General features: G+C 64.4%; 18 protein-coding genes. 12 read left to right on the top strand and 6 right to left on the bottom strand.

Annotation, left to right across the window (positions count from 1 at the left end; translation table 11 throughout):
* The first annotated feature begins 72 nt into the window (after positions 1 to 72).
* The 6 genes from DQW77_RS09175 to DQW77_RS09150 all read left to right on the top strand — a co-directional run bounded on the left by DQW77_RS09175 (position 73) and on the right by DQW77_RS09150 (position 4543).
* Positions 73 to 1203: a DegT/DnrJ/EryC1/StrS aminotransferase family protein gene (locus tag DQW77_RS09175; RefSeq protein WP_113257910.1), complete on the top strand. Its 1131-nt coding sequence runs from the start codon at positions 73 to 75 to the stop codon at positions 1201 to 1203.
* 88 nt (positions 1204 to 1291) lie between these two features.
* Positions 1292 to 1900 (top strand): VOC family protein, encoded by a 609-nt coding sequence (locus DQW77_RS09170; RefSeq protein WP_113257942.1) that lies wholly within the window; start codon positions 1292 to 1294, stop codon positions 1898 to 1900.
* Positions 1897 to 2418 (top strand): GNAT family N-acetyltransferase, encoded by a 522-nt coding sequence (locus DQW77_RS09165; protein ID WP_113257909.1) that lies wholly within the window; start codon positions 1897 to 1899, stop codon positions 2416 to 2418. The genes DQW77_RS09170 and DQW77_RS09165 overlap by 4 nt, the downstream gene beginning before the upstream one ends.
* Before the next feature lie 10 nt (positions 2419 to 2428).
* The gene (locus DQW77_RS09160) at positions 2429 to 3109 is read left to right on the top strand and encodes a molecular chaperone DjiA (RefSeq protein WP_113257908.1); all 681 of its coding nucleotides are present in this window, start codon (positions 2429 to 2431) and stop codon (positions 3107 to 3109) included.
* On the top strand, positions 3109 to 4134 hold the full coding sequence (locus DQW77_RS09155; protein ID WP_113257907.1) for an endonuclease/exonuclease/phosphatase family protein: 1026 nt from the start codon (positions 3109 to 3111) through the stop codon (positions 4132 to 4134). Before DQW77_RS09160 ends, DQW77_RS09155 begins: the two co-directional genes overlap by 1 nt.
* Positions 4135 to 4171: 37 nt before the next feature.
* The gene (locus DQW77_RS09150) at positions 4172 to 4543 is read left to right on the top strand and encodes a hypothetical protein (protein WP_113257941.1); all 372 of its coding nucleotides are present in this window, start codon (positions 4172 to 4174) and stop codon (positions 4541 to 4543) included.
* Positions 4544 to 4576: 33 nt separating this feature from the next.
* Here the strand turns inward: DQW77_RS09150 and DQW77_RS09145 are convergent, their stop codons facing one another.
* From DQW77_RS09145 to DQW77_RS09130, 4 genes are all read right to left on the bottom strand, one after another.
* Entirely contained in the window at positions 4577 to 6142 is a 1566-nt protein-coding gene (locus DQW77_RS09145) for a Ppx/GppA family phosphatase (RefSeq protein ID WP_113257906.1), read from the bottom strand.
* Between the two features lie 126 nt (positions 6143 to 6268).
* A complete protein-coding gene (locus tag DQW77_RS09140) occupies positions 6269 to 8443 on the bottom strand; it encodes an RNA degradosome polyphosphate kinase (protein WP_113257905.1) in 2175 nt (724 codons plus the stop codon).
* Positions 8440 to 9171, bottom strand: a complete 732-nt coding sequence (locus DQW77_RS09135) for a DnaA ATPase domain-containing protein (RefSeq protein ID WP_113257904.1) — start codon at positions 9169 to 9171, stop codon at positions 8440 to 8442. The genes DQW77_RS09140 and DQW77_RS09135 overlap by 4 nt, the downstream gene beginning before the upstream one ends.
* Positions 9168 to 10235 carry an AI-2E family transporter gene (locus DQW77_RS09130; protein WP_113257903.1) on the bottom strand — a complete coding sequence of 356 codons (1068 nt, stop codon included), beginning with the start codon at positions 10233 to 10235 and terminating at the stop codon, positions 9168 to 9170. The genes DQW77_RS09135 and DQW77_RS09130 overlap by 4 nt, the downstream gene beginning before the upstream one ends.
* Before the next feature lie 146 nt (positions 10236 to 10381).
* On the opposite strand from DQW77_RS09130, the gene proS reads away from it, so the two are divergent.
* The 6 genes from proS (at position 10382) to DQW77_RS09100 (ending at position 17764) form a co-directional block, all read left to right on the top strand.
* Positions 10382 to 11776: a proline--tRNA ligase gene (proS, locus tag DQW77_RS09125; RefSeq protein ID WP_113257902.1), complete on the top strand. Its 1395-nt coding sequence runs from the start codon at positions 10382 to 10384 to the stop codon at positions 11774 to 11776.
* A gap of 274 nt (positions 11777 to 12050) precedes the next feature.
* Entirely contained in the window at positions 12051 to 13301 is a 1251-nt protein-coding gene (locus DQW77_RS09120) for a lipoprotein-releasing ABC transporter permease subunit (RefSeq protein WP_113257901.1), read from the top strand.
* Positions 13294 to 13977 carry an ABC transporter ATP-binding protein gene (locus tag DQW77_RS09115; protein ID WP_113257900.1) on the top strand — a complete coding sequence of 228 codons (684 nt, stop codon included), beginning with the start codon at positions 13294 to 13296 and terminating at the stop codon, positions 13975 to 13977. The genes DQW77_RS09120 and DQW77_RS09115 overlap by 8 nt, the downstream gene beginning before the upstream one ends.
* 247 nt (positions 13978 to 14224) lie before the next feature.
* Complete coding sequence (locus tag DQW77_RS09110) at positions 14225 to 15037, top strand: TIGR00282 family metallophosphoesterase (RefSeq protein ID WP_113257899.1); 813 nt, start codon at positions 14225 to 14227, stop codon at positions 15035 to 15037.
* 1 nt (position 15038) lies between these two features.
* The gene (locus tag DQW77_RS09105) at positions 15039 to 15986 is read left to right on the top strand and encodes a DMT family transporter (protein WP_113257898.1); all 948 of its coding nucleotides are present in this window, start codon (positions 15039 to 15041) and stop codon (positions 15984 to 15986) included.
* A gap of 62 nt (positions 15987 to 16048) precedes the next feature.
* A complete protein-coding gene (locus DQW77_RS09100) occupies positions 16049 to 17764 on the top strand; it encodes an SLC13 family permease (protein ID WP_113257940.1) in 1716 nt (571 codons plus the stop codon).
* A 30-nt stretch (positions 17765 to 17794) separates the two neighbouring features.
* On the opposite strand, the gene DQW77_RS09095 is transcribed toward DQW77_RS09100, so the two are convergent.
* On the bottom strand, positions 17795 to 18904 hold the full coding sequence (locus DQW77_RS09095; RefSeq protein ID WP_113257897.1) for a hypothetical protein: 1110 nt from the start codon (positions 18902 to 18904) through the stop codon (positions 17795 to 17797).
* A gap of 14 nt (positions 18905 to 18918) precedes the next feature.
* Positions 18919 to 20700, bottom strand: coding sequence for an SLC13 family permease (locus DQW77_RS09090; protein ID WP_113257896.1), 1782 nt, complete (start codon positions 20698 to 20700; stop codon positions 18919 to 18921).
* Between the last annotated feature and the right edge of the window lie 53 nt (positions 20701 to 20753).

Genomic DNA, 20753 nt, shown 5'->3' with positions numbered 1-20753 from the left:
ATCGGGGCTATTGCTCTGGTGGCTGCCCGTGTCGGCCCGGACTGGCCGTCGGGCAACGGCAACGGAGCTTGAATGCGGATTTTCCTGTCCAGCCCGCACATGGCGGGCGAAGAGTTGAAGAACGTCGAGGCGGCCTTCGCCACGGGGTGCGTCGCGCCCCTCGGGCCTCAGCTCGATGCGTTCGAGGCGCGCGTCGCGGCTTATCTCGGTGAGGGGCTGCATTGCGTGGCACTGTCTTCCGGAACGGCGGCCCTGCATCTCGGGCTGCGCCTGGCCGGGGTCGGTGCCGGCGACGAGGTGTGGATGTCATCGGCAACCTTCGCGGGCGGCGTCTTTCCGGTGCTATATCTCGGTGCGCGCCCGGTCTTTTTCGATCTCGACCCGGCGCACTGGACACTGGATGCCGGCCTGATCGAGGAGGCGCTTGCCGAGGCGGTCCGCACCGGACGGCTGCCGCGGGCCATCGTTCCCACGGATCTCTATGGCCGGGGCTGCGATCTGGCGCGGATCGAGGCGGCGGCAGCGCGCCACGGCGTGCCGGTGGTGGTGGATGCGGCCGAAAGCCTTGGCGCGCGCCTTGCGTGCGGGCGAATGTGCGGTGCCGGCGGGGACGCATCCGTGCTGTCTTTCAACGGTAACAAGATAATCACCACGTCCGGCGGCGGGATGCTTGTGACACGTGACGCCGACGCGGCGGCGCGCGCCCGGTTCCTGGCGCTTCAGGCGCGGGAACCGGCGCCGCATTACGAACACGCGACTCATGGCTACAACTACCGCCTGAGCAATGTCTGCGCCGCGATCGGCCTTGGTCAGATGGAGGTGCTGGAGCAGCGCGTCAGGGAACGGCGCGCCGTCAATCGCCGTTATCGCATGGCCCTGCAGCGTCCCGGGCTGGGCTTCATGCCCGACCCGGCGGCAGGACGCGCCACGCACTGGCTGACGGTGGTGACCTTCGCCCCCGACCTTCTGGGCGTGACCCGTGAGGATGTGCGCAAGCGGCTGCTGGCACATGGCATCGAATCGCGCCCGGTGTGGAAGCCGATGCATCTTCAGCCGGTCTTTGCCGGCAGCCACTACGTGGGATGCGGATTCGACGAGTCGCTGTTTCGCGACGGGCTCTGCCTTCCGTCGGGCAGCAACCTTTCCCGGGACCAGCAGGATGAGGTCATCGACCTTGTCCTGGATATGCTCGATGCCGCCTGAACGCGCGGGATGTCGCGGGCTCATCGCCTTCGACGTATCCTGACTGGTTCCAATTTTTCGCCAACGCCGGTATCGGGGGCGCATGAAACTGGAACTGGATCACCTCGCCGTCACCGCCACGACCCTCGAAGAGGGGTGCACAATGGTCGAAGAGGCGCTTGGCCTGCCCCTGCAACCGGGGGGGCGGCACGCGCGTTTCGGCACCCACAACATGCTTCTGGGTCTGAAGGACGGTCTCTACCTGGAAGTGATCGCGATTGATCCCGATGCCCGCGCGCCCGACCAGCCCCGTTGGTTCGATCTTGACCGGCGCGCCGGTCCGCCACGGCTTGGCAACTGGATCTGCCGGTGCGCCGACCTTGCCGGGATGCTGCGGCAACTGCCCGGGGCCGGTTCGCCCGTCGATCTTGAGCGCGGGGATCTGAAATGGCGCATGGCGGTTCCCGGTGATGGCCGGCTTGCTTATGACAACATGTTTCCGGCACTCATGGAGTGGCAATGTCCGGATCATCCGGCGCGACGGTTGATGCAACGGGGATGTCGCCTTGAAACCCTTGTGATCTCTCATCCCGAGGCTGCGGCGCTCGAAGCGGAAATCGCGCCAGTCCTCGATGACCGCCGGATCAGCTTCGAAACCGCTGCGCCGGGCCTGACAGCGGGGTTTGCCACACCCGCCGGCCGAAGGTGGCTCAGGTGAGGATCAGACCGGCGACCACGGGTGACTGCGCGGCGCTCGTTGCGCTGTGGAACCCTCAGATCCGCAACACATCGGTGACATTCACCACCGAGGAAAAGAGCGTCGCAGGGCTGGCCGCCGACATCGCGGAACGGGCGGCGGCGGGGCAGGCGTTCCTGGTGGCCGAGGAAAACGGGGTCTTGCTGGGCCTGGCCACGTATTTCCAGTTCCGGCGCGGCCCCGGGTACCGTCACACAATGGAACATACAGTGATCCTGTCACCCGGTGCGCGGGGCCGCGGCGTGGGGCGCGCGCTGATGACGGCGCTTGAAAACCATGCCGCCCGGGCCGGCGTACATTCCCTCATTGCCGGGGTCAGTTCTGAAAACCCGGGCGGTGTGGCCTTCCATGAACGGCTGGGATACAGGCGCGTCGCGGTGTTGCCCGAGGTCGGGTTCAAGTTCGGTCGCTGGATGGATCTCATCGTTTTGCAAAAACTTCTCCGGGCGCGCCCTGACAACCTGTCGCAAAGCCGATAGGTTGAATGCCATGTCAATCTGGACGCGAATAGCCGAGGCCGTATCGGCCCTTGCCAAAGGCGAGAGCCTGGCCCGGGTGTTCGACCGTCTGCGCAGCCCGCCTGAACGCAGCGTCGCCTTTACCATTGCCGTCATCGCGCTGAGCGCCAAGATGGCAAAGGCAGACGGGCTGGTGACCCGCGACGAGGTGACAGCCTTCCGCGAGGTGTTCCGGATCAGCCCGGCCGACGAGGCCGGCGCGGCCCGTGTCTTCAATCTGGCACGGCAGGACACCGCGGGATTCGAGGATTACGCCGCGCGCATCAACCGGATGTTCGCGTCCGACCGGGAAACCCTGAGCGACCTGATGGAGGGGCTTTTCCACATCGCGCTCGCCGATGGCGAGTATCATCCCAAGGAGGACGCGTTCCTCAGGCGGGTGGCCGAAATTTTTGAAATCGGAAGCGCGGAGTTCAGCGCCCTGCGCAGCCGTTTCATCGACGATGCCGAGCCTGATCCCTACAGCGTTCTCGGCGCGACCCCTGATATGCCGTTCGACGAAATCCGCCGGAAATGGCGCGAAAGGGTGCGGGATTGTCATCCCGACAGGATGCAGGCGCGTGGGGTTCCCGAAGAGGCGATCAAGCTGGCGCAGCGGCGCATGGCCGATATCAACCGGGCCTGGGAAGAGATCAACAAGGGCCGGGCGTGATGCGGATCGCCAGCTACAACGTCGAATGGTTCAACGCCCTCTTCGACGATGCGGGGCAGCTTCTGGACGACGGGGAATGGTCGGCACGCTACGACGTGACGCGATCGGATCAGATCGCCGCACTCGGTATCGTCTTCACCGCGATTGATGCAGATGCGGTCATGATCATCGAGGCGCCTGATCACAACGGCCAGCGCGAGACGGTTGCGGCGCTCGAAAACTTCGCCCGGGTGATGGACCTGCGGGCACGCAAGGCCCTTGTCGGGTTTGCCAATGACACGCAGCAGGAAATCGCGCTTCTTTACGATCCCGATATCCTGACGGTACGGCATGATCCGAAAGGACCGGCGACGGGCAAGAAGGGCGCGCGGCAGGCCCCCCGTTTCGACGGCGTGTTCCGTATCGACCTGGATATCGACGCGACCGAGGATCTTGTCGCATTTTCCAAGCCCCCTCTGGAAATCGACGCCCGGACCCGTGAAGGCACGGCGCTGCGCCTGATCGGGGCGCATCTCAAGTCCAAGGCCCCTCACGGTGCCGCGACACGCGACGAAGCGATGCGCATCGGCATTGCCAATCGCCGCAAGCAGCTGGCACAGGCGATATGGCTGCGCGAGCGTGTCGCGGATCACCTCGATGCGGGCGAGTCGCTTGTCCTGCTGGGCGATCTCAACGACGGTCCCGGTCTCGACGAGTTCGAGAACCTTTTCGGGCGCTCTTCGGTCGAGATCATCATGGGTGACGAGGGACGGCGCGGGCTTCACGATCCGCACGCCCGCAACGCCCTGAAACGCAAGTTCGGCGCGGTCAGCAGCACCGCGCGCTTCTACGTGTCGTCCGAAGGCCGCTACATGCAGGCCCTTCTGGACTACGTGATGATTTCGCCCGACCTGATGCGGCGCGCGCCGTCATGGCGTATCTGGCATCCGTTCGATGACCCTCAGTGCTGGAAGCTGCCGGAATTGCGCGCGGCCCTCCTTGCGGCCTCCGATCACTTCCCGGTGACGCTGGATATCGAAATCTGATCTTAAAATTGTCGTCATGCCCGCCTATGATGCCAGCATGAAACAGATCACGGTCATGCTTGCCCTTCTCTGCGTCTTTTCCACGCCCTCTCTTGCCGAGGAGCCTGAGGAGGACAACGGGCGGCCATTGATCGAGGAAGGCTTGCGCCTGTTCATGGAAGGCATGATGCGCGAGATGCAGCCGGCGCTTGAGGATCTGGAAGGGATGGCGGACGAAATGCGCCCCGCGTTGCGGGATTTCATGCGTGAAATGGGCCCCGCACTTGCCCGGCTGCTGTCGGATATCGAGGACCTGAGCGCCTACGAACCGCCCGAGATCCTGCCCAATGGCGACATCATCATTCGCCGCAAGCCGCCGGAAGACGAGGTGGAGCCGGCGCCGCAGCCGGAAGACGAGATCGAGATCTGATTGTGCGGCGGCGCCGCCCGGCGCCGTCGCGCGTCACTTTTTCCCGGATTTCTTGGGCGGCTTGGCGCCGATAATGCGCGTTTCGGCACCAAGGGCCCCGGCCAAGGCCTGGAATCGCGATTGCGCCACCTCTCCGAAAAGGGCCTCGGCTTTCGGTGACAGGCGCAATTCCAGTTCCTTCTTTTTGGGAAACCACCGCATTTCGCCGGGCCACGCATCCTCCTTCAGCCACAACATGGCGCCGAAACGCATGGCTTTTCCGAGGATTTCCGCCTCGTGTCTCTGGCGTTCATCCACCAGCTCGAAAAGGTCGTCGAAGCGCGTGCCCTCGCGCTTGTTGGAATAGCGGTGCAGCAACGCGAGGCCGAGGAACACACGCTCGGAATGCTTCAAGCCGCCAAGGTTGGCGCGGGTCGCGTTGTCAAAGCAGACTTCGGCGCGGTAATCGGGGTGGGCGCGCCAACTCACGTCGTGAAGCAGGCAGGCGGCCTTGACCAGACGCAGGCGGTCGTCGCGCGCGGACTTGTAGAGCGGACGGATGAAATGAAACAACACCTTGCCGAACCCCGGCACGCGCGCATCCTTGGACTCGGCGAACCGGCAGGCTTCGACCAGTGGATCGCGGTCCCGCAATTGCTGGGGCATCTGTTCATAAAGCAGGCCCTCGCGGATCCCGTAACTTGAAACCGCGATGTCGCGGGGTTTGAAACGGTGAACGATTCCGCGCAACACCTCGGAGGCATGCGGCACCAGTGCCATGCGTGCCGCCGACACGCCGGCACGGCCGCGAAGCGCCTCAAGGTCCTGGGAGGCGATGTATTTCGCCGTCTCGCGCACCGCCTTGGTGGACATCCGGTATTCGTGCAGCACATGCAGGGGATACCCACGGCGCTCCATGTCGATCTTGGCGATGGCCCGCCATGACCCTCCGACCAGGAACAGGCGGTTGTTCTGCTCGCCAAGTTCTCCGTGAAGGTCGGATAGAACCGATTTGATATGCTTGCGCCGCGCTGTTGCGCCTCCCTTGAGATCGCGCAGTTTCAGCGGTCCGAGCGCAGATGTGACGCGCCGTCCGACCTGCCCGCCGTCGATCTCGGCCAGTTCCATGGACGAGCCGCCGATATCACAGACCAGCCCGTAAGACCCCGGCCAGCCGAGAAGGACACCCTGCGCCGAAAGGCGCGCCTCTTCGTGCCCGTCAATCACGTGCAGCCGGATTCCGGTTTCCCTCTCGACCTCGTCGCGGAAATCGGGGCCATCCGTGGCCTCGCGCACCGCCGCTGTCGCCACCGCCGACAACGGACCGGTTCCCATGCCTTCTGACAGCAGCCGGAACCGCTTGATCGCGGCAAGGGCGCGGTCGCGGCCCTGCGGGTTCAGGCAGCCGGTTTCGGACATGCCGGCGCCAAGCGCACACATGATCTTTTCATTGTAGAAATAGGCCGGGGACCGCGCCGCACCGTCGAAAACGACCAGGCGCACCGAATTCGATCCCACGTCCACGACACCGACACGGCTGAGCGCGCGGGCCGACGGCTTGTCGAAAAGCGCGCGCCCGAAAGGCCCGGCCTCGTCCTGTGCGGGATCGCTGCTGTCCATGGTTCCCCCCCGGTCCGACCGGATAATCTATGCGCCATATCCCGACCGGCGGTCAATCATGTGCACAGTCAATCGAGCCGGTGCAACGGGTGCCATTTTCCCGGACGGGCGGCCCCGGACCGCGGATCAATCGTCGGCATGGGTCAGTTTGGGCACGTCGGCCGCGCCTGCCGATCCACGCCCTGACAGGGACGGGTTTTCCATGAAGAAGCGGTGGCAATTGAAGGCAAAGGCGCCTTCGGTCGTGGCCGCGCGGGTGAAACTGCCATCAGGGGCCATGACCCAGCTTTGCGCGACGTCGGCCATGTTGGCCGCCATGATCTGGCTGACGATCTGTGCCTTGACGGTCGGGTTCTCGATTTCCACGAGTGTCTCGACCCTGCGGTTTAGATTGCGCCCCATCCAGTCGGCTGAACTGATGAACACGCGCGCCTTCTTGTGCGGCAGCCCGGCGCCGTCGCCGAAACAGACGATCCGCGAATGCTCCAGGAACCGCCCGATGATGGATTTGACGCGTATGTTTTCGGAAAGGCCCTTGATGCCGGGCCGCAGTCCGCAAATCCCCCGCACCACGAGACTGATCCTCACGCCGGCGCGGGAGGCGTCGTAAAGGGCGTCGATCACATCGGGTTCGACCAGGGAATTCATCTTGGCCCAGATCTGGCCGGGTTTGCCGTTGCGGGCATGCTCCGCTTCCCTGGCGATCATCTCGAGCAGCCGCGGCTTGAGCGAGATCGGCGAGATCGCCAGATTCTCAAGCCGTTCGGGCTGGGCATAACCGGACAGGTAATTGAACACCTTGGTCGCGTCCCGGCCGAGGGTCGTGTTGCAGGTGAAGAAGCTGAGATCGGTATATATCTTGGCCGTGATCGGGTGGTAGTTTCCGGTGCCGTAATGGGTATATGTGACCAGGCTGTCACCTTCGCGGCGCACAACGGTGCTTATCTTGGCATGGGTCTTGAGGTCGAGGAACCCGTAAACAACATGCGCCCCGGCGCGTTCCAGCCGCCGTGACTGGCGGATATTGGCAGCCTCGTCGAAGCGGGCCTTGAGCTCGACCAGCGCGGTCACCGATTTGCCGTCCTCCGCCGCTTCGCAGAGCGCCTCGACGATGGGTGACCGGTTCGACGTGCGGTAGAGCGTCTGTTTGATCGCCACGACGTCCGGGTCGCGCGCCGCCTGGTTGAGAAAGCGCACCACCATGTCGAAAGTCTCGTAGGGGTGGTGCAGCAGCATGTCCTTCTGGCGGATCGCCGCGAACATGTCCCCGTCATGGTCCTGCACGCGCTCGGGCACCCGGGGCGAGAACGACGGCCACAGCAGGTCGGGCCGCTCATCAAGAACCAGCTCCTTCAGGTCCGCCAGCCCGATCATGCCGTCAACCTCGACCACCTCGTCGGGGATGACGTGAAGTTCCTCCATGATCACCGCGCGCAGCGACTCGGGTGCTGCCGAGGAGATCTTGAGGCGGACAACCTCGCCGCGGCGCCGGCGCTTGAGCGCCACCTCAAACTCGCGCACCAGGTCCTCGGCCTCTTCCTCGACCTCCAGGTCGCTGTCGCGCAGCACCCGGAAGGTACAATGCCCCAGCCGTTTGTAGCCGGGAAACAGGCTGTCGAGGTGGAGCAGCAGGAGTTCTTCCAACGGCAGCACGCGATGCGTGCCCTCGGGGGCCGGCAGCGTGACGAAACGGTTGATCTGCTGCGGGATCGGCAGGAGCGCCTGAAGCGGACGCTTGTCGGACTTGCGTTCAAGCTGCAGCGCCAGAGAGTAGCCCAGGTTGGGAATGAACGGAAAGGGGTGGGCGGGGTCGATCGCCATCGGTGACAGCACCGGGAACACCTTGTCCAGAAAAACGTCTGCCAGGTATGTCTTGTCGTCATGGGTGAGGTTTTCGGCCCGCAGGATCGAGATCCTTTCGGCTTCCATCTCCTTGTGCAGCGATTCGAACGTCTGCTGCTGTGATTGCAGCAGCCTGCGCGCATCCTCGTTGATCAGGACCAGCTGTTCGGCCGGGGTCAGGCCATCGACCGCGGGTGTGGTGTTGCCGGCCCGCGCCAGTTCCCGCAGGCCGGCGACCCGGACATTGTAGAACTCGTCGAGGTTGGTCGCCGAGATCGACAGGAACCGGAGCCGTTCGAGAAGCGGCACCCGCAGGTTCTGCGCCTCTTCCAGGACACGCCAGTTGAAGCCCAGCCAGCTGAGTTCGCGATTGAAAAACCGGCTCGGGCTCTCGACATCCAGATCCGGCAGGTCGATCGCTTCGGGAAAGGGGGATTTCAGAAAGTCGGCGGTGATCATGACTGCCTTTTATCCGGGGCGGTGTAACGGGAAGGTGAAGAAGTCTGCATCTCGGGGTCCATCTTGTCCAGAACACGGGCGGCCAGAGCCCGGTTGATCGCGCAGCCCTCTTCGAGCGCGGTGCGGTCCATCGCCTCGACAAGGTGACGGGCCGCGTCGAAGGAACGATCCATCCTCCGCGTGAGATAGGGAATCGTGTCCGCGGTGGGCAACAGCTGCCTGTCCGACATAAGTTTCATCACGACGGCCGCAAGAAGCGCGTCATCGGGGGGCTGAAGGAAAACCGCGGGGGTCGCCTGCATACGGCTGGCCAGATCGGCAAGATCGAGCGGCCAGTAATTGGGCGGTCGCGCCGCGGTCAGCAGCAAAGGGTGCCGCGCCGCCTGCATCAGGTTGTGCAGATGGAAAACGGTCTTTTCCGCGTCCGCGTCCGCGCAAATGCGATCCACATCCTCGACCGCCAGCGCCCGCGAGGCGAGCGCCGGAATGTCACGCCCGGCCACATCCCGCGCGTCCACGATCTCCGCGCCGGTGAACTCGGCCCAGACATGCGCCAGATGGGTCTTGCCCGCCCCCGGCGGCCCGGCAAGGATCAGCTTGCCCTCGGGCCAGCTTTGCCACGATTCGATCAGACCGACGGCTTGCGCGTTCGCTGCAGACACGAAAAAATCGTCCCGGCCGAGGGCAGGGCGCGAGGGCAGGTCGAAGCTCAGTTGCCGCGAGGTCATTCAGGATCACGGTCCGACAGCCCCTGATAGAGCCGGCTGTGCCTGTACTGTTCGATCGCGAACCGCGCGAGCACCCCGAAGGCCGCTGCAAGCGGCACCGCGACCAGCATCCCGACGAAGCCGAAAAGCGCCCCGAATACCGACAATGCGAAAATGAGCCAGACGGGGTGCAGGCCCACGGAATGTCCGACAAGCTTGGGCGTCAGGAAATTGCCCTCGACCACCTGACCGATCACGAAGATGCCCGCCACCAGTGCGATCGACAGCCAGTCGCCCCAGAACTGGAACAATGCCAGCCCGATCGCCAGGGCCCCGCCGAAAAGGGCGCCGACATAGGGAATGAAGGTGATGATCCCGGCCACCGCCCCCACGACCAGGCCGAATTGAAGTCCGACCAGCATCAGCGCGACCGCGTAATAAGACCCGAGGATCAGACAGACGGTTCCCATCCCGCGGATGAAGCTGGCCAGCGTCTCGTCGATTTCCCCGGCAAGCCGGCGGATGATCGGGGCATGGTCGCGTGGCAGCAGGCTGTCGATGGTCCCGATCATGCGGTCCCAGTCATAAAGCAGGTAGAAGGCCACCACCGGCACGACCACGAACAACACGATCACGTTCAGAAGCGACGCCGCCGAGGTAAGGGCGGATTCCAGAAGTTGCCCGCCACGATCGCGGATCGTTTCACCCAACGCCACCAGCGATTGGCGCAAGGTCGAATCCTCGTCCACGATGGACGGGAACTTGTCCGTCAGGAAACCCTGCAAATCATTGAAAAGTTGCGGGGCCACGTTGAAAAGGGCGACGGCCTGCTGAATAAGCGTGGGTATGATCAGAAGCGAGACGACGACGAACACCATCAATACGACCGCGGTTATCAGTGTCACCGCGACCGCGCGCGACATCCCCGCCGATTCAAGCCGGTCTGTCGCGGGATCGAGGAAATAGGCGATCGCCGCCCCCAGGACGAACGGCAGGATCACGTCGCCCAGAAACCACAGCACGACAAGAAACACCGCCGAGGCGATGCCCCAATACCGCATTTGTGTCTTGGCTGGCAGGGCCATTGGCGCTCTTTCTCCTTTGGCTCCCTCTTCGCTCATGGCGCGGCGGCTTGCAAGGGCGGGTGGCCGAAAGACACCGCTGACGGCTTGTCTGTGGCCGCACGAATCCATAAACGGTAAGTCGAAATGACAACTCCGCGAGGTTCGCAATGCGCCTGTCCCGCTATTTTCTGCCCGTCCTGAAGGAAACGCCGTCGGAGGCGCAGATCGCGAGTCACCGGCTGATGCTGCGCGCCGGCATGATCAAGCAGGCGTCGGCCGGAATTTATTCATGGTTGCCGCTTGGCTACAAGGTGCTGCGCAACATCGAGCGGATCGTCCACGAGGAGCAGGTTCGCGCGGGCCATATCCCCATGCTGATGCCGACCCTGCAATCGGCCGACCTGTGGCGCGAGAGCGGCCGCTACGAGGATTACGGCGCCGAGATGCTGCGCGTCACCGACCGCCACGAGCGTGACATGCTCTACGGGCCCACGAACGAGGAGCTGATAACAGATATTTTCCGCTCGCACGTGGGCAGTTACAAGGATCTCCCGCTGACCCTCTACCACGTTCAGTGGAAGTTCCGTGACGAGGTCCGTCCGCGCTTCGGCGTCATGCGGGGGCGTGAATTCTACATGAAGGACGGTTACAATTTCGACCTGACCGAAGCCGCCGCCAAACATGCCTACAACCGTCATCTGGTCAGTTATCTGCGCACCTACGAACGGATGGGCCTGCAGGCGATTCCGATGAAGGCCGAGGGCGGGCCGATCGGCGGTGATTATACCCACGAGTTTCTCGTTCTGGCCGATACAGGCGAATCCGAGGTTTACTACGACAGCGAGATCACCGATCTGCGCTTCGGCGACCGTGACATTGATTACGACGACGAAAACGCCTGTCAGGCGGTACTGGACGAATTCACGGCCCGCTATGCCCGCACCGACGACACCCATGACGAAACCGTGTTCCATGATCGTGTCCCCGAGGCGCGGCGCCGCAGGGCGCGCGGCATCGAGGTGGGGCAGATTTTCTATTTCGGCACCAAGTATTCCGAACCCATGGGCGCGACCGTGCAGGGACCGGACGGCAAGACGGTGCCGGTCCACATGGGCAGCCACGGCATCGGCGTCAGCCGTCTCGTCGGGGCCATCATCGAGGCCAGCCATGACGACAAGGGCATCGTCTGGCCCGAGGGGGTCACCCCCTTCCATGTCGGACTCGTCAACCTCAAGCAGGGGGACGCCGAGGCCGACAAGGCTTGCGACGGGCTTTATCGGGACATCGTGGAACTGGGCCTCGAGCCGCTTTACGATGACCGTGACGAGCGCGCCGGCGGCAAGTTCGCCACCATGGACCTCGTCGGCCTGCCGTGGCGGATCACCGTGGGGCCGCGCGGCCTTCGCAACGGCGTGATCGAGTTGACCTGCCGCCGCACCGGCGCCACCGAGGAGCTGTCGCCGGAAAAGGCCCTCGCGAAACTCGCCGCGGTCTATTCGCCGCATCATCCCGTGAAGCGGGTCGAACCGATGGCGAAGCGATCGTTCCACACCTGGCTCTGATCCGCGGCGCGGTCGTGGTGGTCGCTCTGTCTCGGCGCGGGGCGGGCCGCGTCGACCGGTCTGTGTCCTCGTCCCGACGCGCTTGGGGGTATTGCTCGGGGAACCGTGTCCGGGATCCTCAAACTCCTGAGCCCGCCTGCGGTGTCCGGGGCCGGGGCCGGGCTTGTGTCTTGACCTTCTCCGGCGCAGGCCGCACTCTTCGTCAAAAACCAAGCGTTCCGAGGCCATAGTGGCAGGCAGCCAGATCCCACCCCCCTTTGCCCCGTTCGAATGGATGATCGCGTGGCGCTATCTCCGCGCCCGCCGCACCGAGGGCGGTGTCAGCGTCATGACCTGGATCAGCCTGATCGGCATTACCCTGGCGGTCTTCGCACTGATTGCGACGCTTGCTGTGCGCTCCGGCTTCCGGACCGAGTTCGTGGACACGATCCTGGGGTCGAACGCCCATGCGACGGTGTACAATGCCGGAAAGGTCGAGGCGGAAACCGGACGCATAGATCGGACGATCGAGGCATATGACGCGATGGCAGCGCGGGTGCGCGACGTGGCCGGCGTTACCCGCGTCGCGCCGTTGATCAAGGGTCAGGTGATGGCCAACGCCCGCAACCGCAACGCCGGCGTCCAGGTCTTCGGAATCCGTCCGCAAGACCTGCGCACCATCCCGCGCGTCGCGGATACCGAGACGTCAAAGGGCTCGATCGCCGATTTCGGGCGCGGCATCGCGATCGGTTCCGGGGTGGCGCGGCAACTGTCGATCACCGTCGGCGACCGGATCCGCATCATCTCGCCCGGCGGAGTCAAGACCGCCTTCGGAACCAGCCCTCGCGTCAAGTCCTACGATGTGACCTACATCTTTACCGCCGGACGCTATGACATCGACAGCACCCGGGTCTACATGCCCTTCGCGGAGGCGCAGAGCTTCTTCAACCGGGAGGGACGTGCCGATGAGCTTGAAGTCATGGTGACCGAACCGGAGCGCGTCGAAGCGATGGCGCCGGCGCTCATGCGTGCCGCCGGTGGCCGCAGCCAGGTCTGGACGTGGAAGGACGCCTCCGGCGGGTTCCTGCGGGCGCTGGAAGTGGAGGACAATGTGATGTTCGTCATCCTCTCGATCCTGGTGCTGATCGCGGCGATGAACATCACCTCCGGTCTGATCATGCTGGTCAAGAACAAGGGGCGCGATATCGGCATCCTGAGGACGATGGGCCTGACAGAGGGATCGATCCTGCGCGTCTTCTTCATCTGCGGGGCCTTCACCGGGCTGATCGGAACGGCCTGCGGGGTGATCCTTGGCTGTCTATTCGCCATCTATATCGACCCTGTCTTCAGTTTCGTGAACATGGTGATGGGCGGACAGGTCTGGGATCCGTCGATCCGCGAGATCTACCACTTGCCGGCCGAATTGCGCGCTGCGGATGTGGGCGTGGCTGTTACGTTGTCGCTCGGGTTGTCATTCCTTGTCACCATCTTTCCCGCGCGCCGCGCCGCAAGGATGAACCCCGTCGAGGCGCTGCGGTATGAGTGAGGCGGTGCTCGAACTGAACGGGATCGAGAAGATCTACAACCGTGGCCAGAAGGGCGAGGTCGCGGTGCTGCGCGGCGCTGACCTGTCCCTGCGGGCTGGCGAAACAATGGCGCTCGTGGCGCCCTCGGGTGCGGGCAAGTCCACTCTTTTGCACATATCCGGGCTTCTGGACACGCCGGATGCGGGACAGGTCCGAATTTCAGGTGCGGACATGGCCGGTCTGGGAGATCGCCGTCGTACCCGGGCGCGGTGCCGGGATGTCGGGTTCATCTACCAGTTCCATCACCTGCTACCGGAATTCAGCGCGCTGGAGAATGTGGTTCTGCCGCAGCTTGCCGCCGGCGTCGCGCGCCGCAGCGCCGAGATCCGTGCACGGGACCTGCTGGAGCGGGTTGGCGTCGCGGCACGGGCGGGTCATCGCCCTTCGGCCCTTTCCGGGGGCGAACAGCAGCGTGTGGCCTTCTGCAGAGCGCTGGCCAATGCCCCGAGGGTGCTGCTGGCGGACGAGCCGACGGGCAACCTCGACCCGGAGACATCCGAACAGGTCTTCCTCACACTCATGGACCTGGTGCGCGATACGGGGCTTGCGGCCCTGATCGCCACCCACAACCTCGGGTTGGCAGGCCGTATGGACAGGGTCTCACGGCTCGATCAGGGCAGGGTTGTCACCGATTGACCCGCAGGCGTGGCTGCGCCACCCGTGTCCGGTTTGCGTTCAGGCCACGCAGGCCCCGGGGGCGCTGCCCCCGGCCCCCCGGAGTATTTCCGGAAAGATGAAGACGGCGCGGGGATCTTCATCTTTCCGGAAATACTCCCGCCGGAGGCCGACATCTGGGCGGCACTGCGTGCCTGAAAGGCGCACACCTGCAGGGGAGGGACGGTCCGGGCTTGCCCTCCAGCGTCCGCGGGCCTACCACCACGTCATGAGAATATTGTTTCTGGGCGATGTGATGGGGCGCGCGGGTCGGCGCGCGGTGTGCGAGGCGTTGCCGGAGCTGCGCGCGGAGTGGCGGCTGGATTTCGTGGTTGCCAATGGCGAGAACGCGTCGGGGGGGATGGGCCTCACCGGTGACCATGCCAGGGCGCTTCTCGAGGCGGGTGCGGATTGTCTGACGCTGGGCGATCATGCGTTCGACCAGAAGGACATGCTGCAGTTCATAGAATCCGAGCCGAGGATCCTGCGCCCGCTGAACTATGCGAAAGAAGCCCCGGGGCGTGGCCACAGGGTGTTCAGCGACAGTCGTGGCCGCCGTGTTCTGGTCGCGCAGGTTCTCGGGCAGGTGTCCATGAAGCGTGCGTTTGCCGATCCCTTCTCGGCAATCGACGCGGTCTTGCGCGCGCATCCTCCCGGCGGGGCGGTTCAGGCGGCGCTGGTGGACATGCATTGCGAAGCCACGAGCGAGAAGATGGGCATGGGGCATTTCTGCGACGGGCGCGCGAGCCTCGTGGTCGGCACCCACACCCATGTGCCCACCGCAGACGCGCAGATCCTGCCGGGAGGCACCGGGTATCTGTCGGATGCGGGCATGTGTGGCGATTATCTCAGCGTGATCGGCATGGACAGGGCGGAGCCGCTGCGCCGTTTCGTTACCGGTATGGGCCGGGGCAGGTTTACCCCGGCCATGGGCGAGGCGACCCTGAGCGGGGTCTACCTGGAAACCGATGACGCCACCGGCAAGGCGATCCGCATCGCTATGGTGCGGAGGGGCGGGCGGCTGGTGCAGGCGGGTCCCTGAGATGGCTGAGCGGCTGCGGCTGACCGTGCTGCTGGTGGCGATGGGCGCGGGCTGGGGCTTGTCGGTGCCATTGGGTAAGCTGGCTGTCAGCACCGGATACCAGCCCTTCGGCCTGATCTTCTGGGAAAAGGTGATCGTCGCGGCATTCCTGGGCGTGGTCTGCCTGTCTCGGGGCAGGGTGCCGGTGTTCGGGCGTGCGACACTCTGGCGTTATCTCATGGTCGCCGCGCTTGGCACGGTCATCCCCGGGTGGGCCTATTACTTCTCGGCCCGGCATCTGCCGGCCGGAGTTCTGGCGATCCTGCTCTCGACGGTGCCGATGATGGCGTTTCCGGTAGCGCTTGCCCTGGGCAATGACGCTTTCCGGCTGATCCGGCTGGGCGGGTTGGCCTGCGGCATGGTGGGGATCGTGCTGCTGATCGGGCCCGAGGCGAGCCTGCCGGATCCGGCGATGGCCGCCATCATACCGGTCGCTCTCATTGCGCCCTTTTGCTATGCTTGCGAAGGCAATGCCCTGGCCCGCTGGGGCACGGCGGGGCTGGATCCGATCCAGTTGATCACCGGGGCTTCGCTGGTCGGGCTTCTTGTCATGCTGCCGTTGGTCCTTCTTTCGGGGCAGTGGATCGACCCACGGCCACCCTACGGGGTTGCAGATGGCGCGCTGGTGCTCAGTGCGCTCGCCCACGCCGTGGTCTACAGCGCCTATGTATGGCTGGTGGGGCGGGCCGGCTCGGTCTTTACGGCACAGGTTTCCTATCTTGTGACAGGCTTCGGCGTGCTATGGTCGATCGCGTTGCTTGGCGAGGTTTATTCGGGCTATATCTGGGCGGCGCTGGCGTTGATGCTTGCCGGGCTGATGCTTGTTCAGCCCAGGACGCGCATGCCGCTTGCTCCGGTCGCCGCCATGACCCAGGATGGCTTGAACGGTCATCGGCGGGGCAGGGATTGACGTATTTGATCGACCTTCCACAGGGCCTGCAGGCCTCGCTCGCGCTGCTGGTTGTTGCGGGAATGTTCATTCTTTTCGTGCGCGAGGTCTTTCCGACAGAGGTCGTAGCCATCGCGGGGGCGGGGCTGTTGCTGGCGCTGGGGCTGCTTCCCTACGAGGCTGCGCGTGAGGTGCTGGCGAATCCGGCGCCCTGGACCATCGCGCTGATGTTCATGATCATGGGCGCGCTGGTGCGCACGGGTGCGCTTGAGGCCTTTACCGCGCTCGCGGCGAGCCGGGCCAGGACACGGCCAAGGCTGGCCGTCGCGATGCTGATGGCGCTGGTCATCGTGGGATCGGCGGTGATGAACAACACCCCCGTGGTCGTGGTGATGATCCCGGTGTTCGTGCAGCTTGCGCGGAACCTCGGGGTTTCGGTCTCCAAACTTTTGATTCCATTGAGTTATGCGGCCATACTTGGCGGGACGCTGACGCTCGTCGGCACCTCCACGAATCTTCTGGTGGATGGTGTGGCGCGCGCCCACGGCATGGAAGCGTTTTCCATTTTCGAGGTCACGCCGCTCGCGATCCTGCTGGTGGGCTGGGGAATGATCTACCTGCGGTTCGTGGCCCCCTACCTTTTGCCCGATCGCGACAGCATGGCCGACATGCTGTCGGATCGGTCGCGGATGAAGTTCTTCACCGAGGCGGTAATCCCGCCCGATTCCAACCTCATCGGCCGCGAGGTGACCGGGGTGCAACTTTTCAAGCGCGAAGGTGTGCGTCTGATCGACGTCATTCGGGGCGACCAATCTCTGCGCCGCGATCTTCAGGGTGTGGCGCTTCAGGTCGGTGACCGGGTGGTCCTGCGAACCCAGATGACGGAATTGCTGAGCCTGCAGCGCGACAAGAGCCTGCGCCGGGTCGATCAGGTTTCGGCGGTGGAGACGACAACGGTAGAGGTTCTGATCACACCGGGTTGCCGCATGGTCGGGCGGACGCTGGGCGCGCTGCGTCTGAGGCGTCGTTACGGGGTTTACCCCCTTGCCGTGCATCGGCGAAACCAGAATATCGGCCGCCAGCTGGACGAGCTTGTGGTGCGGGTGGGCGACACATTGCTTCTCGAAGGGGCGCCGGAGGACATCAAGCGCCTCGCCGCGGAAATGGACATGGTCGATGTATCCCATCCTTCGGCAAGGGCGTTTCGACGCGGACATGCGCCGATGGCGGTCGCGGCGCTGCTTTGCGTGGTGGCATTGGCGGGGATCGGTGTCGCGCCGATCCTGCTTTTGGCGACGGTGGCGGTGGCGGTTGTGCTCGTCACCCGCTGCATCGACGCCGAGGAGGCGTTCTCGTTCGTCGACGGGCGGCTTCTGGCGCTCATATTCGCGATGCTCGCGGTCGGTGCGGCGCTCGATTCCACCGGGGCGGTGTCCATCATCGTGGGCTGGATCTCGCCATTCCTGTCGATGCTGCCCGCGTTCCTGATGGTCTGGGTGATCTACCTGCTGACTTCACTGCTGACCGAACTGGTCAGCAACAACGCCGTGGCGGTGGTGATCACGCCGATCGCCATCGGCCTGGCGGATGCCATGGGAGTGGACGCGCGGCCGCTGGTCGTGGCGGTGATGGTGGCCGCGAGCGCCAGTTTCGCGACACCGATCGGGTATCAGACCAACACCCTGGTTTACGGGCCGGGTGGTTACCGCTTCACCGATTTCCTGCGGGTCGGTATTCCGCTCAACCTGAGTGTCGGGTTGCTGGCTTCGGCGTTGATCCCGTTCATCTGGCCATTGTGACCTCGGCGGGCTTGCGAAGGCGTGGATGGTTCAACCGGGGCGCGGCCGGCGTTTGGTTTCGTTCTGACCGACATGCATGTTGCCGGGTAGATCGCAGCCCTGTGGAAACGGGTCACCCCGGCCGAAGACGCTGTCATGCACCTTGGCGCGGCCGCGGATGAGGGGCCAGGCGGCCTCGCGCAGGAAAACCTGATCGACCGCACGGCTGTTGAGCACATTGGCCCGCGCCTGCACGAAGTCGACGATACGCTGTTGCATGCCCGGCAGGTTGCCGCGGTGTGCTCCCCACATTCCCGCAAGCACCAGTTCCGAGTGGCTGAACCAGTCACGCATGACATGAAACGGTTGGCCGCTGTCCAGCCAATCCTGGACCGCCATGCGTTCGCGGATATTGAGGACGGAATCCGCATCCCGCACCAGGTAAAGGGCGACCGCTGGATCGTCCTCTACCAGAAACCGCCAGAAAAGACCGAAACGGTGCGACGGCAATCCTTGCACCCGGCGTACCTGCGACCCTTCGCGGATCAGTGCGTCCAGTGTTTCGGACGGCACGCTTTCATCGACATGGAAGCGCGGCGTCCAGCCGGGATAGAGATGGCGGGCGACAACCGCGTTCCGCACCGCCCCGTGAAGATAGCGGTTATCGGCTCCGAACAGCGAAAATGCGATGATGTTGCGCTCCGGACGTTCCGGATCGAAACCGTGGAGGATTGCGCGCGGTTGGGATACGGCGGGCGCGGCGGCATCCTTGAGATCCAGCGCCCGACGGCCCCAGTCACGAGCGTCGAACCGGCGGCCCATAGACGCGTTTATTTCGCTCATTCGCGAGGCCTGGGTTATCGGGTCCATCAAGCAGTCCGGCGATGCTGTCAGCTCTGCCGCCTCCTCGAGCTGGCCGGCCCGTGCAAGAGCGGATATCAGGTTGGACTGGTTTTCCACCGTCACGCGCGCGGCAAGGGCACGGCGGGAATACACGACCGAACGCGCCGGATCGCCGCGGTTGAAGGCGTCGGCGCCAAGAATCCGTTGCGCCAGCTCGTGATCCTCGGGGGCATCTTCCAGGGCCGCGCGCTCCGCCGCTGTCAGGCGCAGGTCGCCACGGGCGAGGATCTGCTCGATTATGGCTTCGAGATTGTCCATCTGCCAAAGCCTCCTCACAGTGGCCATACGATGAGGATCATGGGCACAGAGACGGCGATGACCAGCACCTCGAGCGGCAGGCCCATGCGCCAGTAATCCCCGAAGCCGTAGCCGCCCGCGCCAAGTATCAGTGTATTGTTCTTGTGTCCGATGGGCGTGAGAAATGCGGACGAGGCCGCCACCGCCACGCCCATCAGGAAGGCGTCGGGCGAAACTCCGAACGTACGGGCCAGTTCTATCGCGACAGGCGCGGCGACAAGGCAGGTGGCAGTATTGTTGAGGACGTCCGAGAGCGTCATGGTGACGACCATCAGCACCACCAGAACCGCCCAAGCCGGCAGGTTTCCCGTCAGTGCGGAGATTTGTCCCGCGATCAGCTGTGTACCGCCGCTTTCCTCGAGCGCCGTGCCAAGCGGGATGAGAGACCCCAGCAGAACGATCACCGGCCATTCGATCTTGGTGTAGAGTTCACCGAGCGGGACGATCCCGGCCAGCACATATCCCACGACCACGCAACCCAGCCCGACGGGCAGTGACACCAGCCCTGCCGTCGCCGCGCCCACGGCTGCGGCGAAAAGACCGATCGCAAGCCAGGTCCTGTCCTGTCGGGTGATATGAAGGCCGCGCTCGGCGAGTGGCAGGCAACCAAGCCATTCGGCCAGCTGGCCGGCAGAATCGGACGGGGTGAGCAGAAGCAGTATGTCGCCCGGTTCAATGGTTTCACGGCGCAGATGTTCCCGGATCCTCTTGCCGCGTCGTGAAATCCCGACCACGACACTGCGCTGTCGCCAGTGCAGACCGATGGACTGGGCGCTCTTGCCGGCGATGCGGGCATCGCGCGGCACCACGAGTTCCAGAAGTTCCAGCCCGTGAGCGTCTTCCTCGATGACATTGCGGCGCTTTGAGTCCGTATAGGCAAGGTCGTGTGCGGTGCGGAAATCCTCGAGCGCGTCCGCGCCTGCCTCCAGCACCAGGATGTCATCGGCTTCAATCCGGGTGTTCTTGGTGTTTCCGTAGCGGCGCTGTCCGTTTCGTACCAGTCCGATGATCGTGACTTCGGCCTCTCCCGCCGCATCGCTCAGGTCACCGAGTCGCCGACCGATCGCGGCATTTTCCCCCGGGACCGATAGTTCCGCGATGAAGGCCGACGCTTCGTGAAGCTGACTTGGCGCGTCCGTCTCCGCAATATGGCGCGGAATGAGGCGCCATCCCAGCAGCGCCACGAAAGCCACCCCTGCCAAGGCGGTTACGGCGCCGACGGGCGCGTAATCGAACATCGCGAAAGGTGCGCCCAGTTCATCCTCGCGGATCGCCGCGATGATGATGTTGGGCGGGGTGCCGATCAGGGTGACCATGCCGCCGAGAATGGTGGCGAATGAAAGTGGCATCAGTGTCAGGCCAGGAGAGCGTCCGGCCTTGCGCGCCGCGTGCACATCGACGGGCATCAACAGTGCCAGCGCCGCCACGTTGTTGATGAACCCCGAAAGGACCGCCCCCACACCGGCCATGCTGGCGATGTGCGCCTGCATGGAACGTCCCTGATCAATGACCGTCCGGGTGATGAGCTGTATCGCGCCGGCACGCACCAGGCCGGCAGAGACGACGAGGACCAGCGCCACTATGATCGTGGCGGGATGACCGAAGCCGTCGAACGCCGTGTCGGCCGGAACAACCCCGGCGAGCACACCGACAAGCAGGGCCGAGAATGCCACGATGTCGTACCGTATCCGCCCCCAGATCAGCAGGGCGAACAGCGTGAGGAAAATCGCGAACAGGATGATCTGGTCAGTTGTCACCGTATGCCTCTGCAAGCTCTGGGGCGGCCGTGCGGACGCCCCGGCCGCACACC

This window comes from Roseovarius sp. TE539 (genome assembly GCF_003298505.1).
Taxonomy (GTDB): Bacteria; Pseudomonadota; Alphaproteobacteria; order Rhodobacterales; family Rhodobacteraceae; genus Roseovarius.
This window is presented reverse-complemented; position numbering and strand designations above follow the sequence as displayed.

What these genes read in the sequence shown, in the direction of transcription:
- DQW77_RS09175 (WP_113257910.1), top strand. Translation starts at nt 73, where the DNA reads ATGCGGATTTTCCTGTCCAGCCCGCACATGGCGGGCGAAGAGTTGAAG.
- DQW77_RS09160 (WP_113257908.1), top strand. Translation starts at nt 2,429, where the DNA reads ATGTCAATCTGGACGCGAATAGCCGAGGCCGTATCGGCCCTTGCCAAA.
- DQW77_RS09155 (WP_113257907.1), top strand. Translation starts at nt 3,109, where the DNA reads ATGCGGATCGCCAGCTACAACGTCGAATGGTTCAACGCCCTCTTCGAC.
- DQW77_RS09150 (WP_113257941.1), top strand. Translation starts at nt 4,172, where the DNA reads ATGAAACAGATCACGGTCATGCTTGCCCTTCTCTGCGTCTTTTCCACG.
- DQW77_RS09145 (WP_113257906.1), bottom strand. Translation starts at nt 6,142, where the DNA reads ATGGACAGCAGCGATCCCGCACAGGACGAGGCCGGGCCTTTCGGGCGC.
- DQW77_RS09140 (WP_113257905.1), bottom strand. Translation starts at nt 8,443, where the DNA reads ATGATCACCGCCGACTTTCTGAAATCCCCCTTTCCCGAAGCGATCGAC.
- DQW77_RS09135 (WP_113257904.1), bottom strand. Translation starts at nt 9,171, where the DNA reads ATGACCTCGCGGCAACTGAGCTTCGACCTGCCCTCGCGCCCTGCCCTC.
- DQW77_RS09130 (WP_113257903.1), bottom strand. Translation starts at nt 10,235, where the DNA reads ATGGCCCTGCCAGCCAAGACACAAATGCGGTATTGGGGCATCGCCTCG.
- proS (WP_113257902.1), top strand. Translation starts at nt 10,382, where the DNA reads ATGCGCCTGTCCCGCTATTTTCTGCCCGTCCTGAAGGAAACGCCGTCG.
- DQW77_RS09120 (WP_113257901.1), top strand. Translation starts at nt 12,051, where the DNA reads ATGATCGCGTGGCGCTATCTCCGCGCCCGCCGCACCGAGGGCGGTGTC.
- DQW77_RS09115 (WP_113257900.1), top strand. Translation starts at nt 13,294, where the DNA reads ATGAGTGAGGCGGTGCTCGAACTGAACGGGATCGAGAAGATCTACAAC.
- DQW77_RS09110 (WP_113257899.1), top strand. Translation starts at nt 14,225, where the DNA reads ATGAGAATATTGTTTCTGGGCGATGTGATGGGGCGCGCGGGTCGGCGC.
- DQW77_RS09105 (WP_113257898.1), top strand. Translation starts at nt 15,039, where the DNA reads ATGGCTGAGCGGCTGCGGCTGACCGTGCTGCTGGTGGCGATGGGCGCG.
- DQW77_RS09100 (WP_113257940.1), top strand. Translation starts at nt 16,049, where the DNA reads ATGTTCATTCTTTTCGTGCGCGAGGTCTTTCCGACAGAGGTCGTAGCC.
- DQW77_RS09095 (WP_113257897.1), bottom strand. Translation starts at nt 18,904, where the DNA reads ATGGACAATCTCGAAGCCATAATCGAGCAGATCCTCGCCCGTGGCGAC.